The organism is Oceanobacillus iheyensis HTE831 (assembly GCF_000011245.1).
GTDB classification, from domain to species: Bacteria; Bacillota; Bacilli; order Bacillales; family Amphibacillaceae; genus Oceanobacillus; species Oceanobacillus iheyensis.
In genome coordinates this window covers 802,026-823,842 of the sequence record NC_004193.1, presented here as the reverse complement: position 1 = coordinate 823,842, position 21,817 = coordinate 802,026, and the positions used below count along the sequence as shown (strand labels likewise).

The 21,817-nt window shown below is 36.1% G+C and carries 19 protein-coding genes; 4 read left to right on the top strand and 15 right to left on the bottom strand.

What is annotated here, in order from left to right; translation table 11 throughout:
• Window positions 1–2: 2 nt before the first annotated feature.
• Window positions 3–857 (bottom strand): formate/nitrite transporter family protein, encoded by an 855-nt coding sequence (locus OB_RS04150; RefSeq protein ID WP_011065178.1) that lies wholly within the window; start codon window positions 855–857, stop codon window positions 3–5.
• A 299-nt stretch (window positions 858–1,156) separates the two neighbouring features.
• Between OB_RS04150 and OB_RS18575 the strand changes: the two genes are divergently transcribed.
• A complete protein-coding gene (locus OB_RS18575; RefSeq protein WP_011065177.1) occupies window positions 1,157–1,897 on the top strand; it encodes a hypothetical protein in 741 nt (246 codons plus the stop codon).
• A 116-nt stretch (window positions 1,898–2,013) separates the two neighbouring features.
• Here the strand turns inward: OB_RS18575 and rlmD are convergent, their stop codons facing one another.
• The 12 genes from rlmD to OB_RS04085 form a co-directional block, all read right to left on the bottom strand.
• The gene (gene rlmD, locus OB_RS04140) at window positions 2,014–3,393 is read right to left on the bottom strand and encodes a 23S rRNA (uracil(1939)-C(5))-methyltransferase RlmD (protein ID WP_011065176.1); all 1,380 of its coding nucleotides are present in this window, start codon (window positions 3,391–3,393) and stop codon (window positions 2,014–2,016) included.
• 115 nt (window positions 3,394–3,508) lie between these two features.
• Window positions 3,509–4,426 (bottom strand): diacylglycerol kinase, encoded by a 918-nt coding sequence (locus OB_RS04135; RefSeq protein ID WP_011065175.1) that lies wholly within the window; start codon window positions 4,424–4,426, stop codon window positions 3,509–3,511.
• A gap of 220 nt (window positions 4,427–4,646) precedes the next feature.
• Entirely contained in the window at window positions 4,647–6,077 is a 1,431-nt protein-coding gene (gatB, locus tag OB_RS04130; RefSeq protein WP_011065174.1) for an Asp-tRNA(Asn)/Glu-tRNA(Gln) amidotransferase subunit GatB, read from the bottom strand.
• The gene (gatA, locus tag OB_RS04125) at window positions 6,077–7,543 is read right to left on the bottom strand and encodes an Asp-tRNA(Asn)/Glu-tRNA(Gln) amidotransferase subunit GatA (protein ID WP_011065173.1); all 1,467 of its coding nucleotides are present in this window, start codon (window positions 7,541–7,543) and stop codon (window positions 6,077–6,079) included. Before gatA ends, gatB begins: the two co-directional genes overlap by 1 nt.
• Before the next feature lie 16 nt (window positions 7,544–7,559).
• A complete protein-coding gene (gatC, locus tag OB_RS04120; RefSeq protein WP_011065172.1) occupies window positions 7,560–7,850 on the bottom strand; it encodes an Asp-tRNA(Asn)/Glu-tRNA(Gln) amidotransferase subunit GatC in 291 nt (96 codons plus the stop codon).
• 254 nt (window positions 7,851–8,104) lie between these two features.
• Complete coding sequence (locus tag OB_RS04115; RefSeq protein WP_011065171.1) at window positions 8,105–8,659, bottom strand: hypothetical protein; 555 nt, start codon at window positions 8,657–8,659, stop codon at window positions 8,105–8,107.
• A 23-nt stretch (window positions 8,660–8,682) separates the two neighbouring features.
• A complete protein-coding gene (locus OB_RS04110; RefSeq protein ID WP_011065170.1) occupies window positions 8,683–9,951 on the bottom strand; it encodes a helix-turn-helix domain-containing protein in 1,269 nt (422 codons plus the stop codon).
• A gap of 249 nt (window positions 9,952–10,200) precedes the next feature.
• Complete coding sequence (locus tag OB_RS04105; RefSeq protein ID WP_011065169.1) at window positions 10,201–11,310, bottom strand: CamS family sex pheromone protein; 1,110 nt, start codon at window positions 11,308–11,310, stop codon at window positions 10,201–10,203.
• A gap of 12 nt (window positions 11,311–11,322) precedes the next feature.
• The gene (gene ligA, locus OB_RS04100) at window positions 11,323–13,326 is read right to left on the bottom strand and encodes an NAD-dependent DNA ligase LigA (RefSeq protein WP_011065168.1); all 2,004 of its coding nucleotides are present in this window, start codon (window positions 13,324–13,326) and stop codon (window positions 11,323–11,325) included.
• 11 nt (window positions 13,327–13,337) lie between these two features.
• Window positions 13,338–15,563, bottom strand: coding sequence for a DNA helicase PcrA (pcrA, locus tag OB_RS04095; protein ID WP_011065167.1), 2,226 nt, complete (start codon window positions 15,561–15,563; stop codon window positions 13,338–13,340).
• A 23-nt stretch (window positions 15,564–15,586) separates the two neighbouring features.
• Entirely contained in the window at window positions 15,587–16,276 is a 690-nt protein-coding gene (locus OB_RS04090) for a heptaprenylglyceryl phosphate synthase (protein WP_011065166.1), read from the bottom strand.
• Between the two features lie 327 nt (window positions 16,277–16,603).
• Window positions 16,604–17,224: a TetR/AcrR family transcriptional regulator gene (locus tag OB_RS04085; protein WP_011065165.1), complete on the bottom strand. Its 621-nt coding sequence runs from the start codon at window positions 17,222–17,224 to the stop codon at window positions 16,604–16,606.
• Window positions 17,225–17,359: 135 nt separating this feature from the next.
• Between OB_RS04085 and kynU the strand changes: the two genes are divergently transcribed.
• From kynU to kynA, 3 genes are read left to right on the top strand one after another with little or no spacing between them, the layout of a single operon-like run.
• Complete coding sequence (gene kynU / locus OB_RS04080; protein WP_011065164.1) at window positions 17,360–18,634, top strand: kynureninase; 1,275 nt, start codon at window positions 17,360–17,362, stop codon at window positions 18,632–18,634.
• Window positions 18,635–19,282 (top strand): arylformamidase, encoded by a 648-nt coding sequence (gene kynB / locus OB_RS04075; protein WP_011065163.1) that lies wholly within the window; start codon window positions 18,635–18,637, stop codon window positions 19,280–19,282.
• A complete protein-coding gene (kynA, locus tag OB_RS04070; protein ID WP_011065162.1) occupies window positions 19,272–20,114 on the top strand; it encodes a tryptophan 2,3-dioxygenase in 843 nt (280 codons plus the stop codon). The genes kynB and kynA overlap by 11 nt, the downstream gene beginning before the upstream one ends.
• A gap of 301 nt (window positions 20,115–20,415) precedes the next feature.
• On the opposite strand, the gene OB_RS04065 is transcribed toward kynA, so the two are convergent.
• Entirely contained in the window at window positions 20,416–20,712 is a 297-nt protein-coding gene (locus OB_RS04065; protein ID WP_011065161.1) for a YerC/YecD family TrpR-related protein, read from the bottom strand.
• 27 nt (window positions 20,713–20,739) lie between these two features.
• Window positions 20,740–21,795, bottom strand: a complete 1,056-nt coding sequence (locus OB_RS04060) for a DUF3048 domain-containing protein (protein ID WP_041544091.1) — start codon at window positions 21,793–21,795, stop codon at window positions 20,740–20,742.
• Window positions 21,796–21,817: the final 22 nt, after the last annotated feature.

Genomic DNA, 21,817 nt, shown 5'->3' with positions numbered 1-21,817 from the left:
GTTTAGCTTCGCATCTCTTTCCGAAAAGCATATAAGAACAACAAGGAGATGAATATAGCTCCACCAATAATATTTCCGATACTAGCTGGGATTAAATTTAACAATATATATTCATACCACGCATAGTTATCAGATGTTAAAATCCCTAAACTGAAATATCCCATATTTGCTGCACTATGTTGAAAATTACCTGCCACAAACAAAATAACTGGAAGAGCTGTTCCTAATATCTTACCTACTACGTCCCTAGCAGATGTTGTTAGAAATGTAGCCATACCGATAAGCCAATTGGCTAAAATTCCTGACAGCAGTACTTGGAACCAGCCTGCCCATCCATAATCGGCAAATTTCATTTTATGTGAGATTAGTGTTTCAAGCTCTTTTGAGAATTCAGGTGTTAAAGAGTTTGAGATAATAATTAATAACGCCACAAATAACGCACCTATAAGATTGCCAATATATGCGACCGCCCAGAATTTGATAAACTTATGCTTTATCCAGTAAGACTTTTGTAAATAATATGTTGGCAAAAGAACATTAACTTCCGTAAACAATACGGATTGTGACATAAATACCATTAGATAACCTGCAGTAAAGCCAATTCCCTGTAAAATATATGTTAGTCCTTTTGCATCCACACCAATAGCTAACAATACAGAAAAGACAGCGCCAAAGGTCATAAATGAACCTGCTTTTAATGCAAGCACTAACTGTGAGGGAGTATTTGTATCAAGATGTTCTTTTCCTTTATTACTAAAGGACTGCATTACCTGGACTGGAAATAAAAATTGCCTTTCTGGGATTTCTTTCGTTTCTTTTGTTTGGTTTGTAGATTCTTTGTTACCATTATCATCCATAAATATCCTCCAATTTTCATTGACTTTATGTTAATTGGGACAATTAATATCTTAAAAGCCTATCCATATATGTACCCGAATAATTATACATTCATTCTTTTTTTACAAAGCAAGTTGTTTTGGATAACATATAAGTAATTTTATTGGATTATTATTAATAATAATTATTGAAGATACTGAAATTTTATTGAGTAACACACCGGGGTGTTAACGAAGAAACCATCTCTCGTTAGGAGAGTCTCACTCAATTTATTAATAAATTGAAATGATGAACTAAAAGTGATTGGGGTGAAGATTTAATGAAAAACAATGATACTATTTATGGAATTGTCGTGCATACTGTCAATTGGATCTTGCTCGGATTTATCGGTTTTATCGCATTTTTCTTGGTGGTAAATATCAGCCCAGGCCCAAAACCCTATGGTCTCATATTTGGCTATATTATTGTAATGCTGCTAATCTGGGGGTGGAATTACTGGTACCAATCCTACAAGAAAAGAAAATGGATTGTGCTAACAGTTGGAACCATCTTTTACTTCGTCATTGCTTTGTTTCTCTTGGGTGTAGTCGTACCATTTCTGTCTAAAATAATTTATTCTTATGATAATACCGGCCAATATGAAGATAGAATTGGTGAAGAATATGATGGCGATGTTCCAATTGCTTTATTATATATTGATAATAAAATTGTTGGACTGACTGAGGCAAATATCAGTTGGAATACAGATTATATAGGCTCACAAAAAACAATAGAGGATATTGAACAATTTGCATCATCATTAAATGAAACAAATATTTCTTCAGGTAAAAAGGTATTTTTGGATTTAATAGAGAACGAAGAGAATGGTGGGGGTGGTGATATTTGGACTGATTCAAAGATAACAGTTTCGTTATTAAATGACAACGAACGAATCGAGCTTGAATTGGATGAATCAAGAGAGTTGCTCTTTCCTAAAAAAACAGGAAATTATGTTTTAGAAGTTGAATTTGTCAATTCAGCTGGAAAAGCTCAATATGTAGGCAATGTTGTTATTGAATAAGCTACACTAAATTGGACAGTTTTTTATTTAATGAAACACCTGGTTATTATTAAAAAACCCCGATTTCGCAAATGTTTATTTTTACGGAATCAGGGTCGATTTAGCAAGAGTTTATTTTAGTTAGACAATTTCAGAGTTAATTCCGCTACACATTCAACATGATTGGTGCTCGGAAACATATCAACAGGTTGTACTTGTTTTGTTTCAAAACCACCATCTTCTAATATACGCAGATCGCGAGCTAATGTGGAAGGGTTACAAGAAACATAGACAATACGTTTAGGTTTCATTGCTATCATTGCTTCTAAGAAATCAACATCGCATCCTTTTCGAGGCGGATCGACTACAATGACATCCGGATCTAATCCTTGTTCTTTCCACTTCGGCATCACTTTTTCTGCTTGTCCAACAGAAAATTCCACGTTGTTCATCCCATTTATCTCTGCATTCATTTTCGCATCTTCTATAGCTTCTGGAACGACTTCAATGCCATATACTTTCTTTGCTTTTTGAGCTAAGAATAAGGAAATGCTACCGATACCGCAATAAGCGTCAATTACTACATCGTCCTTATCAATATTGGCATATTCTAATGCTTTATCATACAAGACCTTTGTTTGAACAGGATTTACTTGGAAAAACGATTTAGGGGAAATCGCAAATGTAAGATCCCCAATTTTATCATATATATAATTCTCTCCCCAAAGAACCTTTGTCTTTTTACCAAGTACCACATTCGTTCGTTGATCATTCACATTTTGAACAATGGATTTCACTTGAGGGAACTGTTCTGTTAATTCCTTAATAATTCGATCCTTTTCCGGGAACTTGGACGTTTTCGTCACAAATACGATCATAATATCTTTCGTATAGTGACCGACACGAACCATAATATGGCGGAGTTGACCTCGGTGAGATTTTTCATCATAAGCTTGGATGCCATATTTATTCATCAGTTGTCGAGTGAAAGGTAATACCTCATTGATTGCTTCATCTTGGATATGACAGGTATCTTGATTTTGAAGAATTCGATGGCTTCGTTTTTGATAAAAGCCCACAATGACTTCTCCATTCTTCTCCCCTACAGGAATTTGTACTTTATTACGGTAGTGCGATGGCTCTTCCATCCCTAATATCGGATGTACTGGTACTTGATCCAGGTGAGCTACTTTCTTCATCACATTATGCACCTGACCTTGCTTCATTTGAAGCTGTAAATCATAACTCATATGTTGTAATTGGCATCCACCGCAATGTACATGGCATGTAGGTTCTACACGATGGGAACTTGTTTTCGTTAGTTCAAGTAATTTTCCAAATCCAAAGTTCTTGTTGACCTTTACCACTTTTACCTTTGCTTGTTCATCAGGTAAAACTTCTGGTACAAACAATGGGTATCCTTCTATCTTAGCAACACCGTTCCCTTCATGTGTTAGATCCTCGAAGGTTAGTGTATATATTTCATTTTTATTTACTGGAGGCTTTGTTTTTGCCATAACACTCTTCCTTTTTATTACGATATTCGTCTTAAATAATTATTCTACCATAAGCGCCGTCTCAAGAATAGAATCCCATCTTTCTTATCCTTCTAAACATACAAAAGGAAGACTTTTAATCCAAGTCTTCCTGTGCTTTTATAAATTCCTTAGGAACATAAAATTCGATATGCTGCCGTAGATTTAAAAATTCTCCCGGGAGTAACCCGCCATACTCTCCATCAATATTTAATTGCATTTTTTCTTCATTCGATACTTTTATGTGCTTTGCTTGTGTATAGATAATGTTTTTACTTTTAAAATGATCTCCACGTAAAGCTAAAGTAGCGATTTGAATAAATTCTGCAAGATTTGTTTTCTTTAGTATGAGAAGATCGAAGTATCCATCATTTAATTTTGCATCTGGAGCAAGCTTCTCAAATCCTCCTACAGAGTTTGTATTGGAAATAAGAAACAGCATAATATCATCTTCTAGGACCTGATCATCATATTCAATCTTCACTCTTGTTGCTTTCAAGAATGGGAGCATCTCAATACCTTTTATATAGTAAGCTAGCTGACCAAGGAGTGTTTTTAATTTGCTTGGAACTTCGTAGGTTAATTCCGTTAATTTTCCTCCACCAGCAATATTGATAAAATAATGGTCATCATTGACTCTACCAATGTCAAGCTTCATCCTATTTCCTTCAATAATGACATCTACTGCTTTGTCAATATCACGAGGAATATGTAGAGCTCGTGCAAAGTCATTCGTAGTACCAGCTGGGATTATTCCTAATTGCGGACGGTGTTCTTGTTCTGCTAGTCCGTTTATTACTTCATTAATCGTTCCGTCTCCCCCGGCCGCGATAACTAAATCATATCTACGTTCGACAGCTATTTTTGCAGCTTCCGTAGCATCTCCTTCACATGTTGTGGCATGTGTGGATGTCTCAAAACCAGCAACTTCTAATTTTTCAAGTATATTCGGTAAAGCTCTTTTTATTGCTTCGCGTCCCGAAGTTGGATTATAGATGATTCGGGCCTTTTTCATGTTATTTCCTCCCCATACGTTCAACAGATAGAAACTTTATCATATTATCGGAGAACCCTTGGGTGTTTTACTTATTGAAGAAGTATCTCCTAGGTTTCTTAATATCGACCATAATAATCATGCCTATCCAATATCATAGTCCTTTTTTTATAGTTTGAAAAGGATATTTGATAATTTTGTAGGCTGCCATTAATTTATAATGACAGCCTCTCTTAGAGTATTAGCGATTATTAAGTTCTTCTGCAAGAATTTTATTTACTAATGGTGGATTTGCTTGTCCTTTTGTTGCTTTCATAATTTGTCCAACTAAGAAGCCTTTTGCTTTGTTCTTTCCATTCTTAAAGTCAATAATAGACTGTTCATTTTGATCTAGTACTTCATTCACAATCTGTTTTAATTGTGCTGGATCAGAAATTTGTACGAGCCCTTTTTCTTCTACAATTTTCTGAGGATCGCCACCATTTTCCACTAGCTCTGCAAATACTTTTTTAGCTATTTTAGAAGAAATGGTTCCATCTTCAATTAGATTAATCATTTTCGCAAGTGCTTCTGGTGTAATTGCCAGTTCGTCCAACTCTTTATAATGCTTATTCATATATGCAGAAACTTCACCCATTAACCAATTTGAGACTTGCTTCATATCAGCACCTTCTGCTGTTGCTTCTTCAAAGAAATCAGACATTTGCTTAGAAGCTGTTAACACGTTGGCATCATACTCTGAAAGTCCAAGTTCATTGATATAACGTTCCAGACGTGCATCTGGTAATTCAGGGATTTCGCTTCTTACACGCTCTTTCCATTCTTCATCAATATATAGTGGAACTAGATCTGGCTCTGGGAAATAACGATAATCATCCGAACCTTCTTTAACACGCATAAGAATGGTTTCTTTTGTCTTCTCATCATAACGGCGAGTTTCTTGTAGAATCTCTCCACCTGATAACAATTCTTTTTCCTGACGCTTTTCTTCAAACTCTAATCCTTTTTGAACATAAGAGAAGGAGTTTAAGTTTTTCAATTCCGCTTTTGTACCAAATTCTTCTTGTCCAATTGGACGTAAGGAAATATTCGCATCACAACGTAAAGAACCTTCCTGCATCTTCACATCAGAAACTCCAGTATATTGAATAATATTTTTTAGTTTTTCTAAATATGCATATGCTTCTTCTGGAGAACGCATATCTGGTTCCGATACAATCTCGATTAACGGCGTACCTTGACGGTTAAAGTCGACATAAGAATATCCATCTTCACCATGTGTTAATTTACCAGCATCTTCTTCTAAATGTAGACGAGTGATACCAATTTTCTTCTTCTCACCATTTACTTCAATTTCAATCCATCCGTTTTCGCCTATTGGTTGATCGAATTGAGAGATTTGGTAAGCTTTCGGATTATCCGGATAGAAATAGTTTTTACGGTCAAATTTTGTATCCGTTGCGATTTCACAATTTAGAGCCATTGCAGCCTTCATTGCAAAGTTAACCGCCTCTTCATTAAGTACAGGTAATGTACCTGGATAGCCTAAGTCAATCGGGTTCACATTGGTATTCGGATCAGAGCCAAATTCATTTGTACTTGGGCTAAAAATCTTTGAGTTTGTTTTTAATTCTACGTGTACTTCTAGACCTATTATTGTTTCGAAATTCATTATTTTGCACCTCCAAGTTGAGGTCTTTTCTTGTGATGTTCCGTTGCTTGTTCATATGCGTAAGCTGTACGGTATACTGTGCTTTCATCGAAATAGTTACCTATAATTTGTAACCCGATAGGTAGACCTTCTGTAGAGAATCCACATGGAATAGAAATTCCTGGTACACCAGCTAAGTTAACTGGAATAGTTAAAATGTCGTTCGCATACATCGTTAATGGATCACTTGTTTTTTCTCCGACTTTAAATGCTGGAGTTGGAGTTGTTGGCCCAACGATAACATCATATTCCTCTAAAATTTTATCAAAATCATTTTTTATTAATGTACGTACTTTTTGTGCTTTTTTATAATAAGCATCATAGTAACCAGAGCTAAGCGCAAAGGTTCCTAACATAATACGACGCTTTACTTCTTCTCCAAATCCTTCACTACGGGATTTTTTGAACATATCAATCATGTTATCTGCATTCTCTGAACGCACACCGTAACGTACGCCATCAAAACGAGCTAAGTTAGCAGACGCCTCTGAAGATGAAAGTAAATAGTAAGTTGCTAGTGCATATTTAGAATGCGGCAAGGAAACTTCTTCCCATGTAGCACCCATGGATTCATATACCTTTAATGCTTCTAAAATCGCGTCTTTTACTTCTTTCGATACACCTTCTGCAAGATATTCTTTTGGTACAGCGATTTTAAGTCCTTTTACATCTTGTTTTAACGCTTCTGTATAGGAAGGAACTTCTACATTCGCACTAGTTGTATCCATTTGGTCATGCCCAGCAATAACTTCAAGTACGCGTGCATTATCTTCTACTGTACGAGTAACTGGTCCAATCTGATCAAGAGAAGATGCAAAAGCAACCAATCCAAAACGTGAAACTCTTCCGTACGTTGGTTTCATACCGACTACTCCACAGAATGCTGCTGGTTGACGAATTGAACCACCCGTATCAGAGCCTAATGTGAATAGTACCTCTCCTGCAGCTACTGCGGCAGCAGAACCACCACTAGATCCACCTGGTACGTGTTCTGTATTCCAAGGATTACGAGTTGGTTCATAACCAGAGTTTTCATTGGAAGAGCCCATGGCAAATTCATCCATATTCAACTTACCAACAGCAACCATGTTTTCTTTCTGTAACTTTTGAACAACAGTCGCATCATATAATGGATCATTGAAATTATCTAAGAATTGACTTGCACAAGTTGTACGAAGTCCTTTTGTTACAATATTATCTTTAATACCACCAGGCATTCCAAATAAGATACCTGTTTTATCTTCAAGTTGATCTAATTCTCTCGCTTTTTCTAACGCTTTTTCTTCATCTAACGTAAGAAAAGCATGGACCTCTTGATCTACCTCATGAATACGTTGATAGGATTCTTTAACTAGATCTTCAACCGTAATTTCTTTATTATGTAGCTTTTCTTCTAATTCTTTTATAGTGTAATCAAATAAAGACATAATGATTTTCTCCTCCCTATTCTAATATCGATGGAACACGAATTTGACCATCTTTATGATCAGGAGCATTACGCAATGCGTCTTCCTGGCTTATCCATTTCTTCGGTTCATCTTTTCGCATTACATTCTTAAGATTAAGTACGTGTGTAGTAGGTTCTACAGAATCCGTATCCAGTTCATTTAATTGTTCAGCAAAATCAATAATCGCACTCAACTCGTCCGACATCTTTTCAACAGCTTCATCGTCTAATTCTAGACGAGCTAAGTGAGCAACATGCTTCACTTGATCTTTTGAAATCTCTGCCATTGTATGTACCTCCTATATGTTTTCTAACATGTATCTACATTTTTTTCATTCCCCTATTATAACACTATTGATAATAGCAAAGATAGCTTATTGAAGGCAAATCTTCTAGTTAGCCATAATAATATAATTGAAATACATAGTGGCATACATTATTTCTAAAAATGGACAAAAAAATACCTGAAACTGGTTTCCACACCGTCTCAGGAAATCTGTCATTTGTATAGGGTAAAAAAACATGTGTTAATAATTCAAAATTAAGCTTGTGAAGTAGTGTTGATGGATAGGACACCAGGATGCTTATCCATAGCTACTTCGATTTCAGAATCTAGTACCCCCGGATGCTTATCCATGGCTACTTCAATTCCTTTAGAACTTAGTACCCCCGGATGCTTATCCATGGCTACTTCAATTCCTTTAGAACTTAGTACCCCTGGATGCTTATCCATGGCTACTTCAATTCCTTTAGAACTTAGTACCCCTGGATGCTTATCCATGGCTACTTCAATTCCTTTAGAACTTAGTACCCCTGGATGCTTATCCATGGCTACTTCAGTTCCTTTAAAACTTAATACTCCTGGATGCTTATCCATAGCTACTTCAATTCCCTTAGAACTTAATACCCCTGGATGCTTATCCATGGCTACTTCAATTTCAGAATCTAGTACTCCCGGATGCTTATCCATAGCTACTTCAATTTCAGAATCTAGTACTCCCGGATGTTTATCCATAGCTATATTGGAATCACCAACCAAACTAAATCCAGATAGTATGAATAATCCAGTTAGTGCACCTACAACTAATTTCTTCATTAAACTTTCCCTCCTTAGGAATTTTATATATTAGAAATTTGCTCATAGGCAAAGTTAGCCTCTTTGTAATATTTTGTTGCATCTTTATATTTATATTGCTTTTCATAATGAATAGCAATCAATTCAGCATAAATAATTAAACTGGCATAATCGTTAATTTTTTTTAGAAAAGGAATAAATTCCTTAACAACTAAGTTTTCAAACTTATCATATTGCTCGGTTAAAAGGTAGTTGTACGTATTAATGATATATATAAAAATTAAGTAAGGTTCTTGAACTGTTAACTCTGAAATTAATTCTAAACCATAATTTATGCTTTCTTGTGCTTCTTCAAAAGCTTCAATATTAAAATATTCTCTAATTAACGATGCTAAGGTTTCTATTTTTTCTCCAATATATAAATTTTTATCATTTATTATTTCCTGGTAACTTTTAATCGCACTTAGTGAATCACCTTTAGATGAATACAGATAACCTAAATTTTGATTTGTTAACTGTATTAATTGTTCATTTTTTTCTAGCTTTCCTAAATGTAGAGCAAGATTAAAATTCTTAATTGACTTATCATATAATTTTATCCTTCTATACGAGATACCCAAAAGGTTATGACATTGAGCACATCGTGTAAAATTATAATCTTTCATAAAAATATCTAAAGCTTGATTAGCGTATTCAATACACTCTAAAGTATTAATAAGTTTACTATGAGTTATTGATATTACATACTTCAAGTCTGCGATTTCTTTTTCTTCTAATCTAACATTCTGTAGTTTATCTTCTGCATTTTTATACATATGCATTGCTTGAGTTAAATCTCCAGAAATCGAATAATAATTGCCCTTAAATTTAAATAAATAATACAACTGTGCATTATCAAATGAATTAGAAATTTCTCCCAACTCATTAATTTTTTGTAGAGCAATTTCTCTCTCTCCTAAGACTAAATAATATCGAATTTTATGGATTTCAAACATCATTAAACTTTCCGACAAATTTTTATCCATTAGCTCCTGAATTTCATGATAATGTTCGACAATATCGTCTTTATCGTGACTATCAAACAACATTCCATACCATTCTTCACAACGTTGCTTAATTAGATCTTCTTGACTATTATCGACCTCTATTCCTAGTCGATTACAGAGCATTTGAATGATTTCCGGGCTCGCTTGAGTCTTTTGATTCTCAATTTTTGATAGATAAGATACTGAAACAATCCCGTCTGACAACTCACCTAGCGTCATTTCTTGTTTATTTCGTTGTAATTTTATAAAGGATCCAATCTCAATCATTGTACCCACCCTATCAATTAATTCTTGATTCTTTTTCGTTAAATTAATTATAACATGTTTCCTATATTTTCATATTGGGAAAATCATAGAGTGATACACTTGTTTAATATATAAAAAGTTTTCCTGTTTTCCTAAACAAAGAAAATTTACTGTTTCTTTAAGTAGAAGTAACTAGAAACAGTAAATTTTCATTTTTACCAATATTTGTTTATTTTATAGTTATTTTGAATGAAACTTGAATCAACGTACCTAATCATATATATGGACGTTAACCTGATCTTCTCCAGCATTTCGATAAATGATACTCTCTGTTTTTTGACTAGAAACGACATTTATTTCAATATCATAATAATTAGGGAAGATCTCCTGTACAAGTCCATAAGCATATTGAGTGAAGCCAATCACCTCACCTTTACCATTAAACTCGATAGGTATTTCAATTTGTAGCTTTTGCAGCTCTTCATCAATATAGAACCCTTCTCCTACCAATCCTACATAATTTGGAAAGAATTCTCTTACTTCATTACCAAAGTTTGTTACAAGTTCTTGATCCTCAAAATATTTTTCTGATCCCTCATCCGATGGAAATAGTATATTCTCTTCTTTAACTTCTTCCCAATCGTCAATCGTACTGCTTCCACCTGGGACATTTGTTCTTGCTACAAAATTACCTGGAACAGGAGATGCTTTTTCTTCTTCTCTATATATTGCAATCATTATTGGTACATCACGTAAATTTTCATCATTCTCTCTTATGTCTTTTACAATATTTTGCGCAACATCATTCGCTACACTTAACATTTCTTCTTTTGGTATATCCTGATAATAAGTAGTCCCACCTGTTTGCGTCTGGAAACTATATACTGACTTCATTGCAATACCTAGAGAAATACCTTCAAGCTCAACACTTTGGTCATCCGTATGTCGCATAAAGTTTTGCTCTAGTACATGCGTGAGGTAACGAGGATTATCTTTATACTCTTGAACTTCAGACCCTTCTTCCACTTCAGGATTCAAATCATCAATCCACGTATATACACGATCTGTATCAAAGTATTGTCCTTCTTGGAAGTATAATTCCTCTGGATCGTATACATCCTTTGACAATCTTCTTAGCCCTTCTTCCATTTCGTCGATATCGACACGATTCGCCATCTGATTCACAATCGCTCCCCTAGCTGCACTCGTCTTGTATGGTAAAATCATACGATAGTTTTCACCAGATAATTGATAACTAGGTACAATTGATGTCTCTTGTTCCGCATCATCTTGCACTACTTCTTCTTCACTATTTTGATTTTGAAGACATCCACTTAACAAAAGAAGTAGCACTAACATTAACAAGCTGACTTTTTTCAAGCTGCTCCCTCCTTACTTCCCAACAACATCTTCTAGCTGTTGTTCACTCCACACGTCAATTCCTAATTTCTCTGCTTTATCCAATTTTGAACCAGCATCCTCACCAGCAATAACAATATCCGTTTTCTTGCTGACACTTCCTGTTACAGTGCCACCCAATGATTCAATTATTTCTTTTGCCTCTTTTCTAGAAAACTTCTCCATCTTGCCTGTAAGTACCACTGTTTTTCCTGACAATACACTATCTGTTGCCTGTTCCGATTTACGCGGACCTTTATATTCCATTTGAACTCCTAGCTCCCGTAAGTTGCTTAAGAGTTCTGTAACTTTTTCTTCAGCAAAATATTGTACAATGGAATCAGCCATCTTATCTCCAATCTCATCTATCGCTAACACATCTTCATAGGTTGCTTTTTGAAGATTTTCCATTGTCTCAAACTCCATCGCCAGTGTTTTCGCTGCTTTTGAACCTATAAATCGAATTCCTAATCCGAATAAAAGACGTTCCAATGAATTTTCTTTCGATTTCTCAATTGCTTCTAAAAGATTTGTAACTGATTTTTCTCCCATTCTTTCTAATTGTAAGAGTTCTTCCTTATCCAGTCGATAAAGATCAGCCATAGTTTGAACAAGATTCTCTTGGAACAACTGAATAATTACTTTTTCGCCAAGCCCATCAATATTCATAGCATTACGAGAAACGAAATGGATTAATCCCTCCATTAATTGAGCAGGGCAATTCGGATTGATACACCGAAGAGCGACTTCTTCTTCCAATCTGACAAGTTCATTGCCACATGCAGGACACTCATCCGGCATATGGAATTCTTGTTCATCCCCGTTTCGTTGTTCGACTACAGAACGGACTACTTTTGGAATAATATCTCCTGCTTTTTTTATCACTACTTTATCACCAATACGGATATCTTGTTCGCGAATTAAATCTTCATTATGTAGAGAAGCACGCTGAACTGTCGTACCTGCTACTCGCACTGGATCCAATATTGCTGTTGGTGTTACAACACCCGTTCTTCCAATACTCAATTCAATATCTCTTAGGGTCGTCATCGCTTCTTCTGCAGGAAATTTATAAGCAATTGCCCAACGGGGGCTTTTCGCTGTAAATCCTAATTCTTCCTGCTGGTCGAGACTATCTACTTTGATTACTATTCCATCAATTTCATAGGACAGGTCATTTCGATGTTCTGTCCAATAGTTTACGTATTCAATAACCTCATCTATCGTATTACATTTTTTCCATTCCTTGTTTGTCTTAAATCCTAATTCTTTTAAACGAGTTAAATGCTCACTATGCGATGTAAGGTCGCTATTTTCCCATTCTCCTACACCGTATAGAAAAATATCTAAATTCCGCTTTGCCGCAATCTTTGGATCGAGTTGACGCAATGATCCAGCAGCAGCATTTCTCGGATTCGCAAAAGGTTCCTCTTCATTTTTCTCACGTAGTTCATTTAATGCAAGAAATGACTTATGTGGCATATATGCTTCTCCGCGGACTTCTAATGTTCCTTGTTCTTTTATCGATAAAGGGATACTGCGGATTGTTTTTAAATTAGAGGTAATATCTTCTCCAATTGTTCCATCTCCACGAGTAGCTCCTCGGACAAACTTACCATTTTCATATGTAAGAGAAATAGCAAGACCATCGATTTTAAGCTCGCATACAAAGCTGATTGGTTGATCTGTTCCGTTACTAGCACGTCTTGCGAAATCACGTAAATCTTGTTCATTAAATGCATTTCCAAGACTTAGCATAGGAACATTATGGGTTACTTTTTGAAATGATGCTAACGGAGCTCCACCTACACGCTGGGTAGGTGAATTTTCCATTACTAAGTCTGGAAAGTCCTGCTCCAATTGTTGCAACTCCCTTAATTTCTGATCGTATTCCGCATCAGGAACTGTAGGATTATCCAACACATAATATTCATATCCATATTGATTTAACAATTCAATTAAGGATTCTATCTTCTTACTTACTTGTTCTTTATTCATTTTCGTTGCCCCTATTCTTCCTTCGTAATTGGTGCAAATTTAGCTAATAACCGTTTAATACCTATAGGTGCAGGAAAAGCGATATCTAATTCCATTTTTTCTCCTTCGCCTTGTACTTTCACAACCGTTCCTATGCCCCACTTTTTATGGTTTGCTTTTTCACCAACAGCCCATTCCTTACTTTCAGCACCTGTAGAAGATTGCATTTTTTCAGCACGTCGTTTCTTTGGAGCTGGTCGTTGTGGGGAACGTTCGAGAGATTTTGCGCCAAACATCGGTTTACTTATTTCTTCTAAACCATCAATTAATTCTTTTGGTATTTCGTTAATAAATCTGCTTATTGGATTCATATTCGTTCTACCATACAGTGTACGCATTTTTGCATGGGTTACATACAATTCTTTTTCTGCACGGGTAATCCCTACATAAGCAAGTCTTCTCTCCTCTTCCATTTCATCTTCATCCATAATAGATCGACTATGCGGGAAGACATTTTCTTCCATTCCAATTAAGAATACAACAGGAAATTCTAATCCTTTTGCGGCGTGTAATGTCATTAAAGTGATTTTTTCATTATGATCTGGATCTTCTTCGTCCACTCGATCAATATCCGCGACTAACGCAAGGTCCGTTAAGAAGGCGATTAGTGTTTTATCTTCGCTTGCTTTTTCGAAATCTTTTGTAACTGTCATGAATTCTTCTAAGTTTTCTAGGCGACTTTGTGCCTCGATAGTGCGCTCATTCTTTAACATTTCTTCATAGCCCGTTCGTTCCAATATAGCTTCTACCATGTCTGTTGCCGTTAAGAATTCTTGTTGTTGCGATAAAGTACGGATAAGACTTTCAAAGCCCGCTAGCGCATTCGCTGCTTTTTTCGATACTCCTGTAAAATCAACTTCTTTTACCGCTTCATATAATGAAATATCATGCTCGCCAGCATACGCTTGTAAACGTTCAACTGACGTCTTACCAACACCACGTTTCGGTTCATTCACTACACGTACAAAACTAATGTCATCATCTGGATTTGTAATTAATCTTAGATAAGCAATCATGTCCTTAATCTCTTTACGATCGTAGAACTTCATGCCTCCAACCATTTGATAATTAATACCTGATTTTAATAAAGTATCCTCTATCGCACGTGATTGAGCATTTGTTCGGTATAAAATGGCAACATCACTTGGTTTATACTCATTCTCTCTTATTAACTGCTGAATCTTATCTGTAACAAAGAGAGCCTCTTCTTGTTCTGTTCCGCCTTGATAATAGTTTAGATTTTTCCCATCAATATTATCCGTCCATAAGTTTTTCGGCTTTCTGCCAGAGTTATTAGAGATCACTTGATTAGCAGCTTGTAATATAGATTTTGTAGATCGGTAATTTTGCTCTAATAAAACCGTACGAGCAGAAGGATAGTCTTTTTCAAAAGTTAAGATATTACCAATATCCGCACCTCTCCAACGATATATCGACTGGTCAGAATCTCCCACTACACATAGGTTTTGAAATCTGCTAGCTAATTGTTTCACTAAATAATATTGTGCATGGTTGGTATCTTGATACTCGTCCACATGAATATATTGAAAACGACGCTGATAATATTCCAACACTTCTGGTATACGTTGGAATAAATGAATGGTTTGCATTATTAAGTCATCAAAATCGAGTGATTGATTTTTGCGGAGCATTTTTTGATATCCTTCATATACTTGAGCCACTTGACGACTAAAGAAATCCCCAGCGTTTTTCGAATATTCTTCTTCAGTAATTAATTCGTTTTTTGCTGTACTTATTTGTCCCAGCATAGCACGTGGATCGAATTTTTTTGGGTCTATATTCAAATTTTTTAGTACTTGCTTGATTACGGATAATTGATCACTACTATCTAAGATAGAAAAATTCGTTGAATATCCAATCCGATCTATGTCTCGACGCAAAATACGGACGCACATGGAGTGAAAGGTGGATACCCACATATATTCTCCCTGTGGTCCGACTAATTTGCTCACACGTTCTTTCATTTCTCGTGCGGCTTTATTCGTAAATGTAATGGCCAATATATTTCGTGGCGATACATCTTTTTCTCCCATTAAATATGCGATTCGATGGGTTAACACACGTGTTTTTCCACTTCCTGCTCCTGCCATAATTAATAATGGTCCTTCTGTATGTCGCACAGCCTCTTGCTGTTGTTTATTTAACGTATTGATCATACTTTCCAATGATTGATTCATACGTGCACCGTCCTTACTACTGTTTAATTCCCTTTAACTGCCTCTACTGTTTTTAATGCTTCATTTATATTAGTATAGATGCTATTGCCTACAATGATTGTATCAGCATATTCCTTCATTTCTTTCGCTTGTGCCGTTGTTTCAATTCCTCCACCATATAGAAGTTGAGTATTTTGAAGTTCTTCTTTTACTTCTTTTACCAACGTAGGATCTCCATATGCACCACTATATTCTATATAAAAGAATGGTAAATGAAATACCTTCTCTGCCATATAGGCATATGCTTTTACATCATCAAGATCAGGCATTACACAATTTGTATATTGAAATGCCTTCGCATCTTCATTTAAAATACAGTATCCCTCAAAGTATACTTCAGCAAATTCCATCATGTCGATAAATTCTTTGATAGCTTTATGTTGAATATCCATCATGTATTTTTTTTCTTTTGAATTCAATACCATTGGAACAAAGTAATAATCAAAACCTGGAGTTAACGTTTCTTCTTCTGAAACTTCTAATACAACGGGAACCATATGACTACGGCGTATCCTAGATAACAAATCTAGTACACCATCTAAGGTGACATTATCTGTTCCGCCAACAATAATAGCATCTGTTCCAGACTCACAAATTTGATCGAGATGTTCATCCGATATTTCTTTCGCAGGATCTAATTTAAAAATATGATGCCACTCATTTATATTTTTCAAACCGTAATTCCTCCATCAATAAATTCATTACTTTATTATACCAAAAATAGTATACGGAATTTAGTGATTGAGCGAAATTTTTATTACCTACCATAATCTGACGAATTTAAAGAACAGAAGTGCATGTGCTCATTAGAAACGTAGCTAGTGTTCTGCTTTTTTGGAGTAGAGATAGTCTATAGGGTTCCCCCCTAGTGGGTACTGAAACAATTCGTAGATTAAGGAGACAAATGATAAAACATTTATGATTTATTCTAAAGAGGATAGAAGGCCCGGATTTGAACGGGCAATTTTCATCTATGCAGGCTTTCGTATTAATTTTTATAATCAGCTGTCACTAACCCCATACAATGCGCTGGTATAGAAGAGTGATAATTGCTGGACAATAAGTTCCAGGTTTTCATTGTTATCTGCGTCAACCAATTCCCACATAAACATCTCATTCATGTAATACCAGTTTTTTGCAGTAATGAAGGGATTAAAGGCCGTATTGACCAGCTGCTTATCCTGGGAGTGTTTAATATCGGTAGTAATACCTTGAATGAATTCATTTCGTATATTTCCCCATTCTGTTTCAATCTCCTCACTAGAGCCAATCGCATCTTTCACAACTTTCATGATCGGTCTATGTTTAATTGCTAGAGACATATAATCTCTCACCTGATTTTTTATCCGTGAACATGCTTCTTCAGGTGTAGCAGGGCGAAATTCCTGATTGGCTACTTTGAAAAAATCCTGCATGACTTCTTCCATAACAGTAATAAATAGTTCATGTTTATTTTTAAAATATACATATGCAGTTCCATATCCAACACCAGCATTTTTTATAATCTGAGAAATAGTCGTTTTTTCAAAACCATTTTGTAAAAAGACATGATGCGCAGATTTCATTAGTTTTCTTTTTGTCTCCTGCGCTTGCTTATCTCGATTGGTCAATTTATTTTTCATGACAACCTCCTACAATGTCAATGATACGAAATCACTGACATTATGTCATTGACACTATGTCAGTTATTAAATATAATTTAACCATACAATAAATAAACAATTCAAGTTAAAAATTATAGTTCCAGGGGGAAACATATGGTTAAAAAATACACTAGATCGCATGCGCAGGAAATGGATGAACAGGACGAATTGAAACAGTTCCGTAGTGAATTTCATCTTAAAAATGAAAGCATTTACATGGATGGGAATTCATTAGGTTTAATGTCTAAAAGGGCAGAAAACGCACTACATAACATAATTGACTCTTGGAAGAAATATGGCATCGACGGTTGGATGGAAGGAGATCATCCGTGGTACTATCTGTCTGAACATCTAGGTGAAAAGATGTCAGTCCTAGTTGGTGGAAAAAAAGATGAAGTTATTGCGACCGGTTCTACAACGATTAATTTACATCAGCTTGTATCAACTTTTTTTCAGCCGGAAGGAAAGCGGACAAAGATTTTAGCAGATGCATTAACGTTTCCAAGTGATATTTATGCATTGAAGGCACAATTACAATTAAAAGGGTATGATGAATCCCATTTGGTACAGGTGCAGAGTGAGGATGGAAATCTGTTAAACGAGGAACACCTTATTGAAGCGATGACAGATGATATTGCGCTGATCGTGCTTCCAAGTGTTCTATACCGGAGTGGACAAATTCTTGATATGGAACGACTTACAAGGGAGGCCCATAAACGCAATATTAAAATTGGTTTTGATTTATGCCATTCAATTGGGTCTATTCCACATGACCTTCATAAATGGGGTGTTGATTTTGCCTTCTGGTGCACCTACAAACATCTAAACGGAGGACCGGGTAGTGTTGCAGGTTTATTTTTACATGAAAAACATTTTGGTGTTGCACCTGGACTGGCGGGATGGTTCAGTTCTGCTAAGGATAAGCAATTTGACATGGAACATACCTTAACACACGCTAATAATGCCGGGGCTTTTCAAATTGGAACACCTCATCTTTTTAGTGTGGCACCTCTGATTGGATCACTAGATTTATTTCATGAAGCCGGAATTGAAAAAGTACGTAAAAAATCACTCGCGCTAACGGACTATTTAATGGAGTTAATTAAACATGAACTCGATGGGCATGGCGTAGTGATCTGTAATCCGGAAAATCATATACAACGCGGCGGTCACGTATATGTCGAACATCCTGAAGCTGCTCGAATATGTAAAGCATTAAAAATGAAAAAGGTTATCCCGGATTTCAGAACCCCTAGCGGCATTCGCCTAGCACCTGTTGCTTTATATAATACATTTGAAGATGTTTATGATTGCGTACAAATTTTTAAAACGATTATGGAAGATGAATTATATAAGCAATTTGAAAATGTAAGGGAGGTTGTTTCCTAAATGGGTGTATGGATTGATATTTCGCAACCGATAAATAATAATTTAGCTTGTTGGCCGGGGGATCAATCATTTCATTTTCATACACCGGTAACGAAGGAAATGACCGGTTCTGTGAATATTGGAAGGATCACGACGAGCACGCATGTGGGGACCCATGCGGATGCTCCTTATCATTTTATGGAAGATGGAAAACGGATTCTTGACCTGGAAATCGATCGGTATATTGGTCCTTGTAAAGTAATAGACCTCAGTGCATTTGACGAAATAGATGAAACAGCTTTAAAAAGTAAAGTGAAAGAAGATACAGAACGATTATTAATCCGGACATCACTGCCGAATAATCCGGAACAATTTCCGACTGATGTCACGCCAATTACATCGGACGGCGCTGCTTACATGCATTTTCTTGGAGTTAAACTGGTCGGTGTCGATACCCCTTCGGTAGATCCGCTTTCAAGTAAGGAGCTAGTTGGACATCATGCACTTTTCAAGCATGACATTAACATTTTAGAAAATGTCATGCTTGATCAGGTGGTTGAAGGCGACTATGAAATGATTGCTCTGCCACTCCCGCTTCAGGATGCTGACGGAAGTCTGGTTAGGGCTGTGATTAAACCAATAAATGGAGGAAATCACGATGCAAAATAAACATGAAGCATTTAAAAATGAAAGAAGTATTCATACAGACTTTAAAGAAAAGATGACATACAGTGATTATTTAGGATTGGACACATTATTGAGCAGTCATCATCCGTTGAGTGACCATCATGATGAAATGCTGTTTATTTCAGTGCATCATGTGAGTGAGATTTGGATGAAACAGATTCTACATGAAATAGATTCTGCTATTCGCGATATTCAGGCTGATAATTTGTCTACTTCTTTTAAAAAATTAGCACGCGTATCACAAATACAAGCGCAGATGAAAAATGTATGGGATGTTCTCTCCACGTTGACTCCAGCTGAATATATGGAGTTCCGCGACAAGCTGGGCAACGCATCCGGTTTTCAGTCATATCAAAACAGGATGCTTGAGTTTGCTCTTGGTTACAAGACAGAATATGTGCTGAAGATTTATGAAAAAGACCCAGAGCTGCTAGAGATTTTACAGGAAGCTTACGATGCACCAAGTCTTTATGACGTTTCTATTCAGGCACTAGTGAGGGCTGGTTTACCAATCGATGAAGAAGTGCTGAATCGTGATGTACGTGTAACACATCAATCAAATGAGAGTGTAAAACAAGCATGGTTAACTGTTTATCGGAACGTTGATAAGTACTGGGAGCTTTATGAGCTTGCAGAAGAGCTAGTGGATATTGAAGATCTATTCCAGCAGTGGCGGTTCAGACATATGAAGACTGTTGAACGAATTATCGGTTTTAAACGTGGTACTGGCGGTTCCGGCGGTGTTGCTTATTTGAAAAAAGTAATCGATCAGTACTTTTTCCCGGAGTTGTGGGAGCTTCGTACGGAATTGTAAAGGAAAGCTTTGTGCTTTCCTTTCAATTTATAAGTTCATCAGTAGTTACCTCAATTGATTGGACTCGGTGCTATGTGGAAATCCACTTATGTTGCGGGACAATTATGAGCGAGAGATGTTCTTGGGAACCTTTATCCTATTAACTATTTTCATAGGATTTCCTATGGCACAATTCCTTCATCCCTTACCTCGAAATAAGTACTTTCGTTTCTCTAGCGGTTGGTTAATATGTACCTCTACAGTGGAATTGGGTGCCTAGCACACATAAAAGAAACCCCCTCCTGATTGGAAGGTGCTGCCGCTATTCTTTTATATTCATTCGTTCTAATACTAAGTTGTATCCGTCACTACCATAGTTAATACAACGTCTTACTCTAGAGATTGTCGCAGTAGATGCTTTTGTTTCCTTCTCAATTGCACTATACGTATTTCCTTCCGTTAGCATTTTCGCTACTTGAAATCGTTGCGACAATGATTGAACTTCTGACATCGTAGCAATATCATCAAAAAATTTATAGCATTCTTCTTTGTCTTTTAACGATAGAATAGCATCAAACAAAAGATCTAATTGCTCTCCTCGTAATTTATCGATTTGCACGAAATTTCCTCCTTACCCTTAGCCCTTCTAATTAGAAATAGTAACAGCTTGTTCCATGCCAGGATCACTGCTTGGTACGATGTTTACCCAAGTCATTCCTGGAATAAATCCAAGTTCCTTACCATCTTTTATTGGTACAATTCTTCCGTCTCTATTTTCCCACTCCACCTTCTGATATTGTCCATGCTGAATTAAATAAGCAGATCCCCCGCTTGTTAAATCAACTGCTCTTCTGCCTGCATCATCAATTACTTCGTGGCCGGTCTCTAAGACAAATATATTCTCCACTTCTATTGGTTGATCTGTTTGTAATTCAACGGTCTGGACCCCATCACTTAAGCGAGTATAAGTACCTTTATCTTCTTGGTATATATATTCTACCACATTTGTAGGATTACTACTGTAGACAACTTCAATTCTATTCGCCGAATCTCCAGTTAAGCCTTCTACATCCGTATTTGTTAAAAACTCAAACGGTTCAACCGAATTTGATATTTCAAAACCTTTTTCGCTAGCTACTTCGTTCACGGCTGATAGTTGCAAATAGGAATTATGTGGTGCTTTTCTAAAGCTCTCTCTTTTAAATAAATGTCCATCGTTATCATAAGTAGAACCATTTAAATGATCAATTCCTTTAGAAGCAATGATATCATTTACAAAATTAGCGGCACCATGATATACATATATACTATTGTATCCATTCGCAATATCTGCATAGTACTCTCTTGCACTCCGAACAGGACCCACTACTTCCGGCAACTCACTTTGATAGATTGCAAGAAATCGAGTTATTGTACCTTCAGCTAATACTTCATAGACAATATCAGCGTTAGATAAACCAGATTGAGGTCGAGCAGATCGGTGATTGTTAACCATTACACCAATGGGACGTTGATCAATATCCCCGTCTTCAGAAATCGTCCCTGATAATGGATATATTTCTTGAGAACGGCTATCTGTCACTTGTTCTTTTTTATCTACTCCTGGTTGTTTTTGTGTGTTTGTTGATGCATCATGATTCTCTTCTTCGCAAGCAATTAATAAAGATATAATAAGCAATATAATGAACCCTACTCTTTTCATAGACAACACCTTTTTGTACTTA

What these genes read in the sequence shown, in the direction of transcription:
- gatA (WP_011065173.1), bottom strand. Translation starts at nt 7,543, where the DNA reads ATGTCTTTATTTGATTACACTATAAAAGAATTAGAAGAAAAGCTACAT.
- OB_RS18575 (WP_011065177.1), top strand. Translation starts at nt 1,157, where the DNA reads ATGAAAAACAATGATACTATTTATGGAATTGTCGTGCATACTGTCAAT.
- OB_RS04115 (WP_011065171.1), bottom strand. Translation starts at nt 8,659, where the DNA reads ATGAAGAAATTAGTTGTAGGTGCACTAACTGGATTATTCATACTATCT.
- kynU (WP_011065164.1), top strand. Translation starts at nt 17,360, where the DNA reads ATGGTTAAAAAATACACTAGATCGCATGCGCAGGAAATGGATGAACAG.
- OB_RS04110 (WP_011065170.1), bottom strand. Translation starts at nt 9,951, where the DNA reads ATGATTGAGATTGGATCCTTTATAAAATTACAACGAAATAAACAAGAA.
- OB_RS04150 (WP_011065178.1), bottom strand. Translation starts at nt 857, where the DNA reads ATGGATGATAATGGTAACAAAGAATCTACAAACCAAACAAAAGAAACG.
- pcrA (WP_011065167.1), bottom strand. Translation starts at nt 15,563, where the DNA reads ATGAATCAATCATTGGAAAGTATGATCAATACGTTAAATAAACAACAG.
- kynB (WP_011065163.1), top strand. Translation starts at nt 18,635, where the DNA reads ATGGGTGTATGGATTGATATTTCGCAACCGATAAATAATAATTTAGCT.
- OB_RS04135 (WP_011065175.1), bottom strand. Translation starts at nt 4,426, where the DNA reads ATGAAAAAGGCCCGAATCATCTATAATCCAACTTCGGGACGCGAAGCA.
- gatB (WP_011065174.1), bottom strand. Translation starts at nt 6,077, where the DNA reads ATGAATTTCGAAACAATAATAGGTCTAGAAGTACACGTAGAATTAAAA.
- kynA (WP_011065162.1), top strand. Translation starts at nt 19,272, where the DNA reads ATGCAAAATAAACATGAAGCATTTAAAAATGAAAGAAGTATTCATACA.
- gatC (WP_011065172.1), bottom strand. Translation starts at nt 7,850, where the DNA reads ATGGCAGAGATTTCAAAAGATCAAGTGAAGCATGTTGCTCACTTAGCT.
- OB_RS04060 (WP_041544091.1), bottom strand. Translation starts at nt 21,795, where the DNA reads ATGAAAAGAGTAGGGTTCATTATATTGCTTATTATATCTTTATTAATT.
- rlmD (WP_011065176.1), bottom strand. Translation starts at nt 3,393, where the DNA reads ATGGCAAAAACAAAGCCTCCAGTAAATAAAAATGAAATATATACACTA.
- ligA (WP_011065168.1), bottom strand. Translation starts at nt 13,326, where the DNA reads ATGAATAAAGAACAAGTAAGTAAGAAGATAGAATCCTTAATTGAATTG.
- OB_RS04085 (WP_011065165.1), bottom strand. Translation starts at nt 17,224, where the DNA reads ATGAAAAATAAATTGACCAATCGAGATAAGCAAGCGCAGGAGACAAAA.